Genomic DNA, 14,885 nt, shown 5'->3' on the forward strand with positions numbered 1-14,885 from the left:
AACCTCGTTCCGATAACGATACGGAACATTGTTCCGTTTTGGCAAGCTCGACAACGGAGAGGGTGGCGTGGTGAACGACAGCGACGTGAACGCGGGGCAAGCGGCCCAGTCCAAGAGGGCGGACGCCCGGCGCAACAAGGAGACTCTGCTCGACGCGGCCGCCGCGGTCTTCGTGACGTCAGGCGTGGAGGCGCCGGTACGGGACATCGCGGCCGAGGCCGGCGTCGGGCTGGGCACGATCTACCGCCACTTCCCGACGCGGGCGGATCTCATCATCGCCGTCTACCGGCACCAGGTCGACGCCTGCGCCGAGGCCGGTCCAGCTCTGCTGGCGTCGAGCGCGACTCCGCACGCCGCCCTGGGGCAGTGGATCAACCTCTTCGTCGACTTCCTCGTCACCAAGCACGGACTCGCCGCCGTACTGCAGTCCGACAACGCCGGCTTCGACACGCTGCACGCCTACTTCCTCGACCGCCTCGTGCCCGTGTGCACCCAACTGCTCGACGCCGCAGCCGAGTCCGGCGAGATCCGCTCCGACCTCCAGGCCTACGAACTCATGCGCGGCGTCGGCAACCTCTGCATCGGCGCGGACACCGACCCCCGCTACGACGCACGTCGACTGGTCGAACTCCTCATCGCGGGACTACGTCGACCGCACTGACCAGAGTCACGGCGCGGTACAGACGGTCCGCTCGCCGGAGAAGGTCAGCCATTGTCGGCTTGTCGTGCCGCGTTCTCCAGGCGACGACGGTGGGTCTCCCACCACGTCTGGTCGCCCGCAGGCAGGTCGCGCTTCTCCTTTCCCCATCCGACGGCCCCGTCGATGAGCTCTCGCACGATGTCCGCGTGGCCGGCGTGGCGGTGGGTGTCGGTGAGTACGCGCACCAGGAGGTGGTGGAGTGTCGTCTCTCGTCGGTCCTCCGGCCACCACGGCACGTGGCCGACCGCGTCGAGCGGCAGCGTCGCGAACGTGCTGTCCGAGTGCTCCCATGCCTGGTGGTACAGCCCGACGATGTCCTCACGTGACTCGTCCGCCGTGGCCCACATGTCCGCGTTGGGTTCGGCGTCCTGCGTGTACCACCAGGGCGGCGGGTCCTCGGTGAAGAACGGCCGTCCGAACGTGTCGCCGAAGTACCCCAACTCCGCGCTCGCGGCATGTTTGACCAGCCCCAGGAGGTTGGTACCGGTGGGCGTCAGAGGGCGGCGGATGTCGTATTCCGAGAGCCCGTCGAGCTTCCACACCAGGGCTTCCCGGGCAGCTCGCAGGTAGTGGAGAAGGTCCGCCTTCGCGTTGGATTCGATCACGCCGGCAGTCTCGCATCCGGCACTGACAATCGGGCACGGCGGCGGCTTCGCCTCTCCTGGCTAGCGCACGAGACAGGGGCGTTTGCTGCTGAACTCCCAACCGGGGATGAGGTATTGCATACTGACGGCGTCATCACGTGCCCCCAGCGCCTTCTCCTGGTAGAGGGCGTGCGCCGCGAGGAGCCGCTCCATGTCGAGCTGGATGCCCAGGCCGGGGGCGTCCGGTACCGCGATCTCGCCGCCGATGATGCGTGGCGGGTTGATGGTGAGCCGTTCCAGGCCTTCCTGCCAGATCCAGTGGGTGTCCAGGGCGTTGTACTCACCCGGGGCCGCGGCTCCGCAGTGGGTGACCATGGCCAGGGAGATGTCGAAGTGGTTGTTGGAGTGGCAACCCCAGGTGAGACCCATCGCGTTGCACAGCTGGGCCACGCGTACGGAACCCTGCATGGTCCAGAAATGGGGGTCCGCCAGCGGGATGGAGACCGACTGCAGGGCCAGGGCGTGCGTCATCTGCCGCCAGTCCGTGGCGATCATGTTGGTCGCCGTGGGCAAGCCGGTGGCGCGCCGGAACTCGGCCAGGATCTCCCGTCCCGAGTAGCCGTCCTCGGCTCCGCAGGGGTCCTCCGCGTAGGCGAGCGTGCCGGTCAGGGGCCGGCAGAGTTCGATCGCCTCGCGCAGCGACCACGCCCCGTTCGGGTCGAGGGTGATCCGGGCCTCGGGGAAGCGGTTCTTGAGGGCCCGTACGGCTCTGACCTCCTCGGCGCCCTCCAGGACACCGCCCTTGAGCTTGAAGTCGCGGAAGCCGTACAGCTCATGGGCCGCCTCCGCCTGTCGGACGATCGCCTCCGCGGACAGGGCTTCCTCGTGCCGTACGCGGTACCAGTCGACGTCCGAGTCGGGCTCGCGGACGTACTCCAGATCGGTGCGGTCGGGGTCGCCGACGTAGAAGAGGTAGCCCAACACCCGTACGGACGACCGCTGTTGTCCGTCGCCGAGGAGGGCGGCGACCGGCACGTCGAGGTGCTGTCCGAGGAGGTCGAGCAGCGCCGACTCGACGGCCGTGACCGCGTGGACGGTGGTGCGCAGGTCAAAGGTCTGGGCCCCGCGTCCGCCGGCGTCACGGTCGGCGAAGCCCTCCCCGATCTCGCGCAGAACCCGCTTGTAGTCGCCCACCTTCGCGCCGACGACGAGGGACTCCGCCTCGCGCAGCGTCCGCGTGATCTTCTCCCCTCCGGGCACCTCCCCCAGCCCCGTGCGCCCCTCGGAGTCGGTGAGCACGAGGATGTTGCGGGTGAAGTAGGGGCCGTGGGCGCCGGAGAGGTTCAGCTCCATGCTGTCCCGGCCGGCGACGGGATAGACGGAGAACGTGGTGACGGTCGGCTGACTCATGCTCAAAGAAGTCCTTGCGTACGAGGGTGAGAGGGGCCGTGGTCAGAGGCTGAGGACGTCGAGGGCCCACTCGGCCGCCAGGACGCCGCCGAGGCCGAGGACGGCGAGCACGGTCGTATAGCTGGTGCGGACCTTGATCGCTTCGATGACGGAGAGGTTGAAGTACTCCTTGAACAGCCAGAATCCGGGGTCGTTGACGTGGGAGCAGGCGATGGAGCCGCAGGCGACGGCCAGCACCATCATCTCGGGGTGGACGCCGCTGCCGGCGAGGAGCGGCAGGACCACGCCGGAGGCGGTGACGACGGCGACGGTCGCCGAGCCGAGCGCCACACGGAGGATCACGGCGATGAGCCAGGCGAGGATGATCGGCGAGATGGACCAACTGTCGGTGGCGTCCTTGATGTAGTCGGAGATCCCGCCTTCGACGAGGACGTTCTTGAAGGCGCCGCCGGCCCCGATCACCAGGAGGATCATCGCCATCGCCTGGGCCGCGGAGGTGCAGGAGGCGCTGACGTCGGTCAGGCTCCGGCCGATCCGCGGGCCGAAGGCCCAGATCGCCAGGCACAGGGCCAGCAGCAGCGCGATCGGCGCCGAGCCGATGAAGGCGACGACATGCAGGAACGGGGTGTCACCGGAGGTGGTCATGTCGGTCACCGCGGCGGCCACGATCAGCACCACGGGGAAGAGCGCCACGAACAGCGACCAGCCCAGGCCGGGCATCTCCTCGTCGGTGAATTCCCGGTCGCTGACGAGGCCCTTGGGGATGGACGGGTCCATCGCCCTGATGAACGGCAGCCGAGGCCAGGCCAGAGCGATGAGCGCACCGGCCGGGACTGCGATGAACAGGCCGTAGAACAGCGTCAGTCCGACGGAGGCGTGGAAGGTCGCGGCGACGGCGGTGGGGCCGGGGTGCGGCGGCAGGAAACTGTGCATGGTGGACAGGGCGATGGACATCGGCAGCCCTACCCACAGCAGTTTCGCCCCGGTGACCCTGACCAACGTGAACGCTATGGGCACGATGATGATGAAGGCGACCTCGTAGAACATGGTCACGCCGATGAGCATGGACGTGACCACCATCGCGACCTGCACCCAGCGCGGGCCGAAGGCGTCGAGGAGTTTGCCGGCGATCCGCTGCGCGGCGCCGGAGTCCCCCATGACCCGGCCGACCATGGCGCCGAGTCCGATGGTGAGCATGGTGTCACCGATCTGGTCCCCGATGCCTTCGGAGAGGATGTCCGGGATGTCCGCGACCGGGATGCCCCGGACCAGCGCCACGCCGACCGCCACGAGCAGCAGGGCCGCGAACCCGTTGAGTCTCAGCCTGGTCATGAGGAGCAGCAGAATCAGAACGCTGATCCCGACTACGAGGAGAGGCATGTCAGTTCCCCTTTGAACTGAGATGGGTGGCGCATCGGTCCGGTCGTCCGGGCCGTGCGGTCATCCGGCGGGTGCAACGGTCATCCGGGGTCGTCCGGGAGGTACGAGGGGCGCCTGTGCGTGTGTCGGGCAGGGCTCAGGCGGGTTGTCGTACGGCACCGACCAGGCTCAGGCCGTGGTCCAGTACCTTCTCCAGGTCGGCGAGGTCGTCGGGGCCGGGGTCGGTGAGCGGGGCGCGCACCGGGCCGACCGGGAGACCACGCAGCCGGGCGGCGGCCTTGACCAGCGAGACGGCGTAGCCGGGCACCCGGTCCCGCAGTTCGACCAGCGGGATGTAGAACTCGCGCAGGAGCTTGGTCACGCCCGCGTCGTCGCCGTCCCGCAGGGCGGCGAAGAAGGCGTTCGCGATCTCCGGCGCGAAGGCGTGGACGGCTGACGAGTAGGCGGGGACGCCGACTGTGGCGTAGGCGCGGGCCTGGATCTCCGCGGTGGCGGCGCCGTTGAAGAACAGGAAGTCGTCGGGGGCGGCGAGGGTGAGGCGCTGGAGCCGGTCGAGGTCGCTGTGGCCGTCCTTGAGGCCGACGACGCCGGGGATCTCCGCGATCCGGCGCACCGAGTCGGCGGTGAAGTCGACCTGACCGCGCTGGTACGCGATGAGCGGCAGCCGGGTACCGGCGGCGATCCGGCGCACCTGCTCCACCAGGCCGTCCTGCGGGGCGGTGACCAGGTAGTGGGGCAGCAGCAGCGCCGCGTCCGCGCCGGCGTCCTGCGCGATACGGGCGAACCGCAGCGCCTGCGCCCAGCCGTACCCGATGCCCGCGACCACCGGCAGCCGCCCGCCGGCGACCTCGACCGTGGTCTCGACGACGGCGCGGTACTCGTCCTCGTCCAGCGAGAAGAACTCTCCGGTCCCGCAGGCGGGGAACACCGCGCCGGGCGCGGTGGCCAGCCGGTCGGTCAGGTACGACCGGTACGAGTCCAGGTCGAGGCCGCCGTCGTCGCGGAAGCTCGTGAGGGGGAAGGACAGCACCCCGCGCGCCATTCCGTCACGGAGTCGTCGGACAGCCTCATCGACCTCCGCGCTGTTCTCTGTCATGAAACCTGTCTCTCCATGCAGACGACGTCTACGTATGCAGATGGAGGCTAGGTTGGTGAACAGGATGGGTCAATGGGTGTGCGGGCCCGGATTTACGATGGGCGCCATGGAGAGCAGAGGCGTTCGCGGCGTGAAGTCCGCGGCCCGGACCGTCGCGCTGCTGGAACTGCTCGCCGCCCGGGGCGAACAGCCCTCACGCCTGGACGAACTCGCCGAGGACCTCGATGTGCCGCGCAGCAGCATGTACCAGCTGCTCCAGACCCTCGTCGACTGCGGCTGGGTCCGCTCCGACGCCACCGGTTCCCTCTACGGCATCGGCATCCGCGCGCTCCTCACGGGCACCAGCTACCTCGACGGCGACCGGCGCATCCGCGTGGTCCGCCCCTACCTCGACGAGATCTCGGACGCGCTCGGCGAGACGATCCACATGGCACGGCTCGACGGCTGCGACGTCGTCTACCTCGCGACCCGGGAGTCCCACGAGTACCTGCGCACCATCAGCCGCGTCGGGCGCCGGGTCCCGGCCCATGCCGGCGCCCTCGGCAAGGCGCTGCTCGCGGAACGCTCCGACGACGAACTGCCGTTCCCTGACGGGCCGTTGACCCCTCTCACGGAGAACACGCACACCAGCCGTGCCGCCCTGCTCGCGGACCTGGCGGAGGTGCGCGAGCGCGACTACTCCATCGACCGCGAGGAGACCGTGACCGGCATCGTGGGCTTCGGCTTCGCCCTGCGGTACGACACGCCGGCCACCGACGCCATCAGCTGCTCGGTTCCGGTGGCCCGGCTCACCCGGGCACACGAGGTCCGCGTCGTGGCCGTCATGCGGGACGCACGAGCGGAGATCGAGGGCCACCTGCCGCCCGTCACCGGTGCACCCGACTGGCGCTGAGTCCGGGCGACGGTGACCGCGCGGCCGTCGACGGCGACGCGGCCGCGGGTCTCGTAGCCGCCGATGTCGCCGCCGATGTCGCCGCCGCGGCCCTCCGGAACTTCCGTGCCTCTCCGGCCAGTTGACTCAGACAGCGGTCAACGGCCTGAAACTCCCGTCGCGTCGGATCGGGCATAGGCCACGCACTTGAGCGGAGCGGCCGCTCCGTCGGTGAGACAGACGGAGACGAAGGCGGCCCCACCGGCGACATCGGCGGGAACACTGAACGCGATCGGCGCGACCCCGTCGCAGACCGCGCTGCTGCTCCTGACACCCAGTTCGTTCACGCTCGCGTCGTAGGTGTACACGAACGTCTTACGGCACCCGCTGGTGCTGACGGCTCGCTGGTTCCCGGAGACACCGACCGAGCGGTTCTGCCAGATGAGGGTGCCGCGGGTGTAGGTGGCGCCGTATGTGACGTCGAAGGAGTTGGTGGGGTAGGCGGCCGCCCTGGCCGCGTCGGCGGCCGACGCGGCGACGGCGGAGGGAGCCGCGGCCATGGCGGAGGGAGTCGCGGTGGCGGCCGGAGCCGTCAGCCCCACCAGGGCGAAAGCCGATGAGGCGACGGCCGCGAGGACGCAGTGACGGGGTAACGACACAGGATTCTCCTGTCACGCAGAGGAACACACCGGACACTATGGGTACCGCACGCAGTGTGCCCCAACACGGCGCCGTCGGGATAGCGTCCGGACCGGGGACACGGTTGGTGTGCGGACCCGTCCGTCGAGGATGTCGAGCGTCAAGGTGTTGATGACCTTGGCGTGCAGGACGTCGGTCGGGACCCGGGTCATCCGAGGCTTTCCCGGAAGCCCTGCCGCCACGAGGGATAGCGCAGTTCCCAGCCGAGCTCCCGCTTGGCCTTGGCGTTGGAGAAGCCGCGCCCCTCGGTCATCATCACGACCGCCACCTCCCCGGCCAGCAGCCGGGCCAGCCACTTGGGAACCCGCATCGGCGGCTTCGCACCCGCACACGCCGCCAGATGGGGCAGCCACTCGCCGACCGGTGCGGGTTCGTCGTCGACGATGTTGAACACGCCCCTCGCCTTCTGCTCCACGGCCAGGACGGTGGCGCTCGCCGCGTCGTCGAGATGCACCCACGAGCTGTAGCCGGTGCCGCCCCCGACCAGCGGGAACTGCCGCTTGCGCACAAGCTCCACCTGGTCGTCGGTGGCGCCGGGCCCGTAGAACCCGCCGTATCGCAGGACCGCGCCGCCGGCCCGGACGACCACGTCCTCGACATGGCTGATCGCCTCCATCACCGGGCGGGCCGTCGTCCCCGTCAACGGGTCAAGCGGATCCTTCTCGGTCTTCACCCAGCCGCCCTCGCGGATGCCGTTCCAACATGCGTAGCTCTGCGCGACGACATTGGTCACCCCGGTCGCCTCGGCGGCGGCCAGCAGGTGGTCCGTCCCCTCGGTGCGCAGCCGGTTCGTGGTGGCGAACCAGCGGTCCATGTGCCTGAGGTCGGGCTTGCCGGCGATGGCGGTCATCTGGTGCACGATCGCGTCCGGCCGTGCCTCGGCCACCGCCGCACCGACCGACACCGCGTCCAGCCCGTCCATCACGACGGCGGCCGCGCCCAGCCGCTCCAGCGACGCCGACTTGGCCGCGCTCGTCGTCGTAGCCGTCACCTGGTGGCCCCTCGCCACGAGCTGCGGCACCAGCCGCCGGCCCAGCGCCCCGGTCCCGCCTGCCACGAACACCCGCATGACCATCACCTTCCTGACCAGCAAAGAATTGCCTCTCACCACCTTGACGGAACAGTCCCGGGGTCTGTGACATCACGAGAGTGCCCCGGGCGGAGACCCGGGGCCTGGTCGGACAGCGAAGGCTCACAAGAAGTGGCGGGGACTCACGAGAACAAGGCGTCCAGATCGGGCTTCTTCTCCCCGAAGAGGCCGTCCTTCTCGCCGAGGGAGGCCAGCTTATCCAGCGAGGCCATGTCGACGTCCGGCGGCCAGCTGGGCAGCGTGAGCCGCTTCAGGACGTCGCCGCTGATCTTGGTGTAGGTGGTGAGGACCTGGCGCGCCTCGTCGGGGTGGTCGGAGGCGTAGCGCAGGGACTCGGCCATCGCCTCGGTGAACTTCCGTACCAGGCCGGGGTTCTGCTGGGTGAGCCGCGTCGAGGTGAAGTACGTCGCCACGGTGAGCCTCGGGTCCGTCTCGGCGAACGGCGAGGCCACGACGCGGGCGCCCTGCGCCTTGGCGATCGTCTGCGCGGGCTCCCCCATCCAGGCGGCGTCCACGCGTCCGCCGTCCACCGCGGCCGGCATCTGGTCGAACGCGATCTCGACGAACTTCACCTCGGCCGGATCACCGCCGGCCCTGCGCACCGACTCGCGCACCGTGGTGTCCCCGATGTTCTGCAGGGTGTTCACCGCCACCGTGCGTCCGGCCAGGTCCTTGGCGGTCTTGATCGGACTGTCCTTCCTGACCACCACACCGGTGACATCGGCGCCGATCCTGCCGTTGGAGGCCGCGCCGTTGGCCACCGACTTGACCGGAACTCCCTTGACCTGGGCGACCATCAACGACGTGGTGTTGCTGAACCCGAACTGGAACTGCCCGCTCACCACTCCGGGAATGATCGCCGCGCCGCCCTGGGCACTCACCATCTCCAGCGTGATGCCGCGGCTGTCGAAGAAGCCCTTCCGCTGCCCCAGATAGAGCGGTGCCACGTCGACGATCGGAATGACGCCGACTTTGACCGTCGTGGTCTTGTCGCCGTTCGAGGAGGTCGAACCACTCGTCCCCGAGTCCGAAGACCCGCACCCGGCCAAGCCGATGACGGTGACGGTGACGCTGGCGAGCACTGCTCCGAGGCCGAGAACGCGCCTTTGCATGGGCTCCTCCTGGCGGAAAGCACGGGTGCGAAGCGGCAGCATGGATAAAGTTGTGCATTTTACTGACGGCCGCAATCTACACACCTGATGTCGGACTGTCAGCACCCCGGACAACCGAGCCTGCGACCGTGTGGAAGCGAAAGATTTTCGGGCCGCTACGCTCCGGCCACCGGGGCGAGCAGGCGCTGAGCTGGACGAACCGGTTCCCGGTCCGGGCTCTTTGCAGGTCTGCGCGCACCGGCCCACGCCTTCCGCGGTCCGCCGTCCTTGACGCTTCCTGACCTGCTCCTTAGGGTCAATTCGGATCTCGGTTCCCTGTGCAACCACCGTGCATCCGCGGAACCTGGCAGACGTGGAAACACGTAGGGACGACGCGCCCGGACGGAGATCGTTTGACTGAGCACCGCCGACAAGCCCTGGTCGTACGCGGCGGCTGGGAAGGCCACCAACCGGTCGAGGCGACCGAGTTGTTCATACCCCATCTGAAGAACCACGGGTACGACGTACGCGTCGAGGAGTCGCCCGCCGTCTACGCGGACGCGTCCTTCATGGCCGGCGTCGACCTGATCGTGCAGTGCGTGACCATGTCGACCATCGAGGCAGCGGAACTGCGCGGCCTGCGCGCCGCGGTCGAGGCGGGCACCGGTCTCGCGGGATGGCACGGCGGTATCGCCGACTCCTACCGCGGCAGTTCCGACTACCTGCACCTGATCGGCGGCCAGTTCGCCTGTCACCCGGGCGTGCGGCCGTCGGAACGCACCGGCGAGCAGTCCGACAACTACGTCTCCCACACCGTCACCATGCTGCCCGCGGCCGCCGACCACCCCATCACCCGCGGCATCGGGGACTTCGAACTCGTCACCGAGCAGTACTGGGTCCTCTGCGACGACTACATCGACGTCCTGGCCACCACCACCCAGCGGGTACGGGAGTGGGAACCCTGGAACCGGCCCGTGGTGTCCCCGGCCATCTGGACCAGACGATGGGGCAAGGGCAGGGTGTTCGTCGCCACTCCCGGACACCACCTGCCGGTCCTGGAGGACCGCAACGTACGGACCGTCATCGAAAGAGGACTGCTGTGGGCGAGCCGCTGAACGTCGGTGTGATCGGCTGCGGGGTCATCAGCGGCCAGTACCTCGCGAGCTTCGACCGGCTGGCGGCCGTCAACCTGGTGGCCGTCGCGGATCTCGCCCCCGACCGTGCCGCGGCGGCCACCGACGGCCGTGCCGGAGTCAGAGCCGTCACGGTCGCGGAGCTACTGGCCGCCCCCGACGTCGAGTTGGTGGTCAACCTGACCGTCCCGGACGCGCACGACGAGATCGCCCTTCAGGCGATCACGGCCGGAAAGAGTGTCTACGGCGAGAAGCCGCTCGCGTCCACCACCCAGCGGGCCCGCGCCGTTCTCGACGCGGCGGCGAAGGCGCACGTCGCCGTGGGCTGTGCTCCGGACACGGTCCTGGGCACCGGCGTCCAGACCGCCCGTGCCGCCATCGACCGGGGCCTCATCGGCACTCCCGTCGCGGCGACGGCCACCATGGTCGTCCCCGGTCACGAACTGTGGCACCCGAACCCGGACTTCTACTACCAGCCCGGGGGCGGCCCGCTCCTGGACATGGGCCCCTACTACGTGTCCGCCCTGGTCACGCTGCTCGGACCGGTCGTCTCCGTGTTCGGGACCACCAGCCGCACCCGGTCCACCAGGGTCATCGCGTCCGGCCCGCGCGGCGGAGAGGCGATACCGGTCAGCACCGGCACCCATGTCACCGGCGTCCTCACGCACGCGTCCGGCGTGCTGTCGACCCTGGTCATGAGCTTCGACGCCGTCGCCACCAAGTCGGCGAACATCGAGGTCCACGGCGAGACCGGCTCTCTCGTACTCCCCGACCCGAACCACTTCGCCGGCGAGGTGCGCTGGCACCGCCTGCACGGCGAGGGATGGGAGACCCTTCCCGTGTCCGCCGGGTACCGCGACGCGAGCAGGGGGTACGGCGTCGCCGACCTGGCGTTGACACCGCCCGGCGCGGAACCGCGGGCCGGAGGCGTCCTCGGGTACCACGTGCTGGACATCATGGAATCCGTCCTCGACTCCGCCGCCACCGACCGAAGGGTGCATGTCACGAGCACGGCGGAGCGGCCTCGGCCCGTGCACCTCCAGTCGCTCGGCCCCGACGCTTCCGGGACGCGCTCCGGCTGACGCGTGCACCCCCGCGTCCGTGCAGGTGGGCGGGCCGCGGCCCGCGCCCAGGTCCCGCCGCCGACCCGTTCGCACGCTACGGCGAGTACGGTCAAGGTGTACGGGTCCGGAGGGTGGACTGACGCGCATGGCGACCGAGGCCGGACGGTGACAGATGGAGTGGCGAGAGTTCGCCGAGCAAATGGCGGAGCTCGCGCGCGAGCTGCTGACCAAGGAATCGGTGTCGGAGACCTTGGACGAGATCGCCGCGTCGGCCGTGAAGCTGGTCACCGGCTGTGACGCCGCCGGGATCCTCGCCGTGCGCAAGGGGCAGGCCGTGACGCTCTCCGCCTGCGGGGAGGGGGTGCGGGAGAGCGACCGGTTGCAGGGAGAACTGGGTGAGGGACCGTGCTTCGACCTGGCCCGCGGCGCCGCCGACGAGCGGGCGTACCGCATCGAGGACATGAACGACCCCCAGCCGAGCTGGCCACGGTTCGCGGAGGCGGCCCGCGACCTCGGGATCGGCAGCATGACCGGCGTACTGCTGTACACCGACAAGGAGGACTTCGGTGCGCTGAACCTGTACGCGCGGCGTCCCGGCGCCTTCACCCATGAGTTCGAAACGGCCGGCTGGCTGCTGGCCTCGCACGCCGCCGTGGCCCTGTCCAGCGCGCGCACCATCGACCAGCTCGAGCACGCGATGCACACCCGGCACGGCATCGGCGAAGCCATGGGCATCCTCATGGAACGCCACCGGCTGAGTGAGGACGACGCCTTCAACGTGCTGCGCGCCATCTCCCAGGAGCACAACCTCAAGCTGCGCGACGTCGCCCAACGTGTCCGGGACGACCGTACCGAACAACTCTGACGTCGTTCGACTACGTCCCGCTGCCCCTCCCAGGCATCGGGACCAGGACGGCGCGACCGCCGTTCGGGCTCCCGCACAGCGGTGGTCGAGTCACCAGTCGTACGAGATCCGCCCAGGTGGCCTGGAGGCGCTCGGCGGGGATGTCGCACTCACGGCCCAGATAGTCCGCCGTCTCGAAGGTCGTGAAGGCGAGCAGGGCGTGAGCCAGCACGTCATGGTCGGCGTCGACTCCCGCTTCGTGCAGCAGGGTCGAGACGTGGCGGTGAAAAGCACGGCCCGTGTCGGAGGCATTGCGGTTACGCAGGCGGAGTTGACGTGCCAGGGAGGCGCCCAGGTCCTCGGAAGCGGCGATGCGGCCGATCAGGGTGCAGCCGAACGCCGTCAGCCGGTCCGGCGCCGACGCGCCGGGGCCCAGGGGCGGGGGTCCGGAGATGTACGCCTCGTGGAACTCCGCCTCGACCTCATCGAGGAGGGCGCGCAGCAGGCCGTCCCGGTCGCCGAACCGGCGGAAGAGGGTGCCCTTTCCCACGCGGGCCTCGTTCGCGACCGCTTCCATGGTCACGTGCTCCACGCCGCGCTCACCGACCAGGCCGCGGGCTGCCTCCAGCAGCCGGGCTCGGTTGCGGGCGGCATCGGCCCGCTCGGCGACGGCATCGTCCGGTGCCCCGGTCACCGATCACCCCGTGGCGGGCACACGTCGTGGACCTCTGACCGCCGGGGAGCACCCTCCTCCAGTACGTCGAAGGTGCAGAGGTACGTGTCACCGCTGCTGGGCATCGCTCTCCTCGGGTACGGCATCGGCATCGGCATCGGCATCAGCCATCCGCTCCACTGGCGTCATCGGGCAGGCCGCCCGTCCAAGGGGCGTCACGCGCGTGATTGCCGCTGATCGTCGCTGAACCCAACGCTAGCGACGCGGGCCGGGGCCGGGACCCGCCCCCAGTCCGAGTCGGACTCGGCACGTGGACCTAGGACGCCGCTCACCCCTGGGGATGGGCCTCGGCTCGCGGACCACGGCGACGCGGCCGAACCGGTCCGGGTAAGCGGGTGAAGCCTGAGCCGCCGTTCACCGTGCGGGGCATACATGAGGGCCGCGGCCGCAACCCGGCCGGGTCGGCGGACACGACGCGCTGGAGGCGAGTGATGAACGAAAGAGCCGGTGAGACCGGCGGCATGATCCACAAGGTCCCGGTCCTGATCGTCGGCGGCTCCCTGGTGGGGCTGTCGACCTCGCTGTTCCTGGGCCGGCTGGGGGTGCGGCACACCTTGGTTGAGCGCCACGCCGGCACCTCCATCCACCCCCGGGGGCGGGGCAACAACGTACGCACGATGGAGCTGTACCGGGTCGCGGGCGTCGAGCCGGCGATCCACGAGGCCGCGGCCACGCTGGCCGACAACCACGGCATCCTGCAGGCGCCCACCCTGGTCGGTGACGCGGGCGAGTGGCTGTTCCGCGAGATCGATCCGGGCGGCGGACTTGCTCGGTTCAGCCCGAGCGCATGGTGTCTGTGCAGCCAGAACGACCTGGAGCCGGTCCTCCTCGACCGTGCCGCGAAGCTCGGCGGCGACCTGCGGTTCTCCACCGAACTGCTGTCGTTCGACAGCTCTCCCACCGGCGTCACCGCGGTCGTCAAGAGCCGGGAGACCGGTGAGCACACCACCATCCACGCGGACTATCTGGTCGCTGCCGACGGCCCTCGCAGCCCCGTGCGGGAGCAGCTCGGCATCGGGCAGAGCGGCCCCGGCGACCTGTTCCACAACGTCAGCATCACCTTCCGCTCCCGCCGTCTGGCCGATGTGGTGGGCGATCGGCGTTTCATCGTCTGCTATCTGACCAGCCCGGACGCGGACGGCGCGTTGCTGCCGGTGGACAACCGCGAGAACTGGGTCTTCCACGCCCCCTGGCACCCCGAACACGGCGAGAGCATCGAGGAGTTCACCGACCAGCGCTGCGCCGACCACATCCGCCGGGCGGTCGGGGACGCGGACCTCGACGTGGAGGTCACCGGCAAGGCCCGTTGGCACGCCGCCCAACGCGTCGCGCGCTCCTACCGGTCAGGCCGGGTCCTGTTGGCCGGTGACTCGGCCCACGAGATGTCCCCCACCGGGGCCTTCGGCTCCAACACCGGTATCCAGGACGCGCACAACCTCGCCTGGAAGCTGGCCGCGGTGATCGACGGCTGGGCAGGGGAGGGACTGCTGGACACCTACGACGCCGAACGCCGTCCGGTGGCGGAGGCGACCACCGCCCGCGCGGCCGCCCGGTCGGCCGAGCACAGCCACCCCGGCTTCGCCCCACCGCCCGCAGCCGGCGGTGGCGGCGGGCCACAGCGCGGCATTCTCAACGTGGCCCTCGGCTACCGCTACCCGAACGGCGCCGTCGTGGGCACCGATCCCACGACCCCGGTGGTCCCGGAGAAACTCACCCTGGCGGGGGAACCCGGCACCAGGGCACCCCACCTGTGGCTACGGCACCGGGGCGAGCGGATCTCCAGCCTCGACCTCTACGAACGGTCCCTGGTCCTGCTCAGCGACGCCGGTGAGCCGGGCGGGTGGCACGAGTGCGCCAGCCGTCTCGCGGAGCGGATGTCCGTCCCGCTCACCTCGTACCGGGTGGGGACCGGGGCCGACGCCGAGCTGACACCCGAGGACGGCACGGACTGGCTGGAACGCCACGGCGTCTCACCCGGGGGCGCCGTACTCGTCCGGCCCGACGGGTTCGTGGCCTGGCGATCGCCGGGTCCGGTCCCGGACGCCGAATCGACACTGCGTCATGTCCTGACCACGACCCTGGCGCTGACCTGACCTCACCTGACCCGACCTGACCAACCTGACCCTGGCAAGACGTGTCGGCCGACAGCCATGGCTGTCGGCCGGCCAGCGCCCGCACGCCCTCGATGAC

The 14,885-nt window shown here is 69.9% G+C and carries 15 protein-coding genes; 7 read left to right on the forward strand and 8 right to left on the reverse strand.

The genetic code is table 11. The features are described from left to right. Positions 1-70: 70 nt before the first annotated feature. Positions 71-661, forward strand: a complete 591-nt coding sequence (locus AB0H86_RS09850) for a TetR/AcrR family transcriptional regulator (protein WP_362435290.1) — start codon at positions 71-73, stop codon at positions 659-661. Between the two features lie 44 nt (positions 662-705). Here the strand turns inward: AB0H86_RS09850 and AB0H86_RS09855 are convergent, their stop codons facing one another. The 4 genes from AB0H86_RS09855 to AB0H86_RS09870 form a co-directional block, all read right to left on the reverse strand. Next, positions 706-1,305 carry a DinB family protein gene (locus tag AB0H86_RS09855; protein WP_362435150.1) on the reverse strand — a complete coding sequence of 200 codons (600 nt, stop codon included), beginning with the start codon at positions 1,303-1,305 and terminating at the stop codon, positions 706-708. A 60-nt stretch (positions 1,306-1,365) separates the two neighbouring features. Beyond that, positions 1,366-2,694, reverse strand: coding sequence for an enolase C-terminal domain-like protein (locus tag AB0H86_RS09860; protein ID WP_362435153.1), 1,329 nt, complete (start codon positions 2,692-2,694; stop codon positions 1,366-1,368). A gap of 42 nt (positions 2,695-2,736) precedes the next feature. Further along, positions 2,737-4,074 (reverse strand): gluconate:H+ symporter, encoded by a 1,338-nt coding sequence (locus AB0H86_RS09865; RefSeq protein ID WP_362435156.1) that lies wholly within the window; start codon positions 4,072-4,074, stop codon positions 2,737-2,739. 136 nt (positions 4,075-4,210) lie between these two features. Next, the gene (locus AB0H86_RS09870) at positions 4,211-5,170 is read right to left on the reverse strand and encodes a 5-dehydro-4-deoxyglucarate dehydratase (protein WP_362435159.1); all 960 of its coding nucleotides are present in this window, start codon (positions 5,168-5,170) and stop codon (positions 4,211-4,213) included. Positions 5,171-5,276: 106 nt separating this feature from the next. Here AB0H86_RS09870 and AB0H86_RS09875 point away from each other — a divergent pair, with 106 nt between their 5' ends. Beyond that, complete coding sequence (locus AB0H86_RS09875; RefSeq protein ID WP_362435162.1) at positions 5,277-6,062, forward strand: IclR family transcriptional regulator; 786 nt, start codon at positions 5,277-5,279, stop codon at positions 6,060-6,062. Positions 6,063-6,199: 137 nt separating this feature from the next. Here AB0H86_RS09875 and AB0H86_RS09880 read toward each other — a convergent pair whose 3' ends face one another. The 3 genes from AB0H86_RS09880 to AB0H86_RS09890 all read right to left on the reverse strand — a co-directional run bounded on the left by AB0H86_RS09880 (position 6,200) and on the right by AB0H86_RS09890 (position 8,942). Further along, complete coding sequence (locus tag AB0H86_RS09880) at positions 6,200-6,700, reverse strand: hypothetical protein (RefSeq protein ID WP_362435165.1); 501 nt, start codon at positions 6,698-6,700, stop codon at positions 6,200-6,202. 188 nt (positions 6,701-6,888) lie between these two features. Further along, entirely contained in the window at positions 6,889-7,815 is a 927-nt protein-coding gene (locus tag AB0H86_RS09885; RefSeq protein WP_362435292.1) for an NAD(P)-dependent oxidoreductase, read from the reverse strand. A 137-nt stretch (positions 7,816-7,952) separates the two neighbouring features. Next, entirely contained in the window at positions 7,953-8,942 is a 990-nt protein-coding gene (locus tag AB0H86_RS09890) for an ABC transporter substrate-binding protein (protein WP_362435168.1), read from the reverse strand. A gap of 392 nt (positions 8,943-9,334) precedes the next feature. Here AB0H86_RS09890 and AB0H86_RS09895 point away from each other — a divergent pair, with 392 nt between their 5' ends. The 3 genes from AB0H86_RS09895 (at position 9,335) to AB0H86_RS09905 (ending at position 11,983) form a co-directional block, all read left to right on the forward strand. After that, positions 9,335-10,036 carry a ThuA domain-containing protein gene (locus AB0H86_RS09895; protein WP_362435171.1) on the forward strand — a complete coding sequence of 234 codons (702 nt, stop codon included), beginning with the start codon at positions 9,335-9,337 and terminating at the stop codon, positions 10,034-10,036. Continuing rightward, a complete protein-coding gene (locus tag AB0H86_RS09900) occupies positions 10,021-11,136 on the forward strand; it encodes a Gfo/Idh/MocA family oxidoreductase (RefSeq protein ID WP_362435174.1) in 1,116 nt (371 codons plus the stop codon). Before AB0H86_RS09895 ends, AB0H86_RS09900 begins: the two co-directional genes overlap by 16 nt. A gap of 154 nt (positions 11,137-11,290) precedes the next feature. Next, on the forward strand, positions 11,291-11,983 hold the full coding sequence (locus tag AB0H86_RS09905) for a GAF and ANTAR domain-containing protein (protein WP_362435177.1): 693 nt from the start codon (positions 11,291-11,293) through the stop codon (positions 11,981-11,983). 10 nt (positions 11,984-11,993) lie between these two features. On the opposite strand, the gene AB0H86_RS09910 is transcribed toward AB0H86_RS09905, so the two are convergent. Further along, positions 11,994-12,656, reverse strand: a complete 663-nt coding sequence (locus AB0H86_RS09910; protein WP_362435180.1) for a helix-turn-helix domain-containing protein — start codon at positions 12,654-12,656, stop codon at positions 11,994-11,996. 84 nt (positions 12,657-12,740) lie between these two features. Between AB0H86_RS09910 and AB0H86_RS09915 the strand changes: the two genes are divergently transcribed. Beyond that, complete coding sequence (locus AB0H86_RS09915) at positions 12,741-12,872, forward strand: hypothetical protein (protein ID WP_362435183.1); 132 nt, start codon at positions 12,741-12,743, stop codon at positions 12,870-12,872. 254 nt (positions 12,873-13,126) lie between these two features. Continuing rightward, the gene (locus AB0H86_RS09920) at positions 13,127-14,788 is read left to right on the forward strand and encodes an FAD-dependent monooxygenase (RefSeq protein WP_362435186.1); all 1,662 of its coding nucleotides are present in this window, start codon (positions 13,127-13,129) and stop codon (positions 14,786-14,788) included. Positions 14,789-14,885 lie beyond the last annotated feature (97 nt).

This window comes from Streptomyces sp. NPDC050997 (genome assembly GCF_040660135.1).
Lineage (GTDB): Bacteria > Actinomycetota > Actinomycetes > Streptomycetales > Streptomycetaceae > Streptomyces.

Bases quoted from the DNA above. Each gene is read 5' to 3' on its own strand.
- AB0H86_RS09860 (WP_362435153.1), bottom strand. From the start codon at position 2,694: ATGAGTCAGCCGACCGTCACCACGTTCTCCGTCTATCCCGTCGCCGGC.
- AB0H86_RS09865 (WP_362435156.1), bottom strand. From the start codon at position 4,074: ATGCCTCTCCTCGTAGTCGGGATCAGCGTTCTGATTCTGCTGCTCCTC.
- AB0H86_RS09870 (WP_362435159.1), bottom strand. From the start codon at position 5,170: ATGACAGAGAACAGCGCGGAGGTCGATGAGGCTGTCCGACGACTCCGT.
- AB0H86_RS09875 (WP_362435162.1), top strand. From the start codon at position 5,277: ATGGAGAGCAGAGGCGTTCGCGGCGTGAAGTCCGCGGCCCGGACCGTC.
- AB0H86_RS09885 (WP_362435292.1), bottom strand. From the start codon at position 7,815: ATGGTCATGCGGGTGTTCGTGGCAGGCGGGACCGGGGCGCTGGGCCGG.
- AB0H86_RS09890 (WP_362435168.1), bottom strand. From the start codon at position 8,942: ATGCAAAGGCGCGTTCTCGGCCTCGGAGCAGTGCTCGCCAGCGTCACC.
- AB0H86_RS09905 (WP_362435177.1), top strand. From the start codon at position 11,291: ATGGAGTGGCGAGAGTTCGCCGAGCAAATGGCGGAGCTCGCGCGCGAG.
- AB0H86_RS09920 (WP_362435186.1), top strand. From the start codon at position 13,127: ATGAACGAAAGAGCCGGTGAGACCGGCGGCATGATCCACAAGGTCCCG.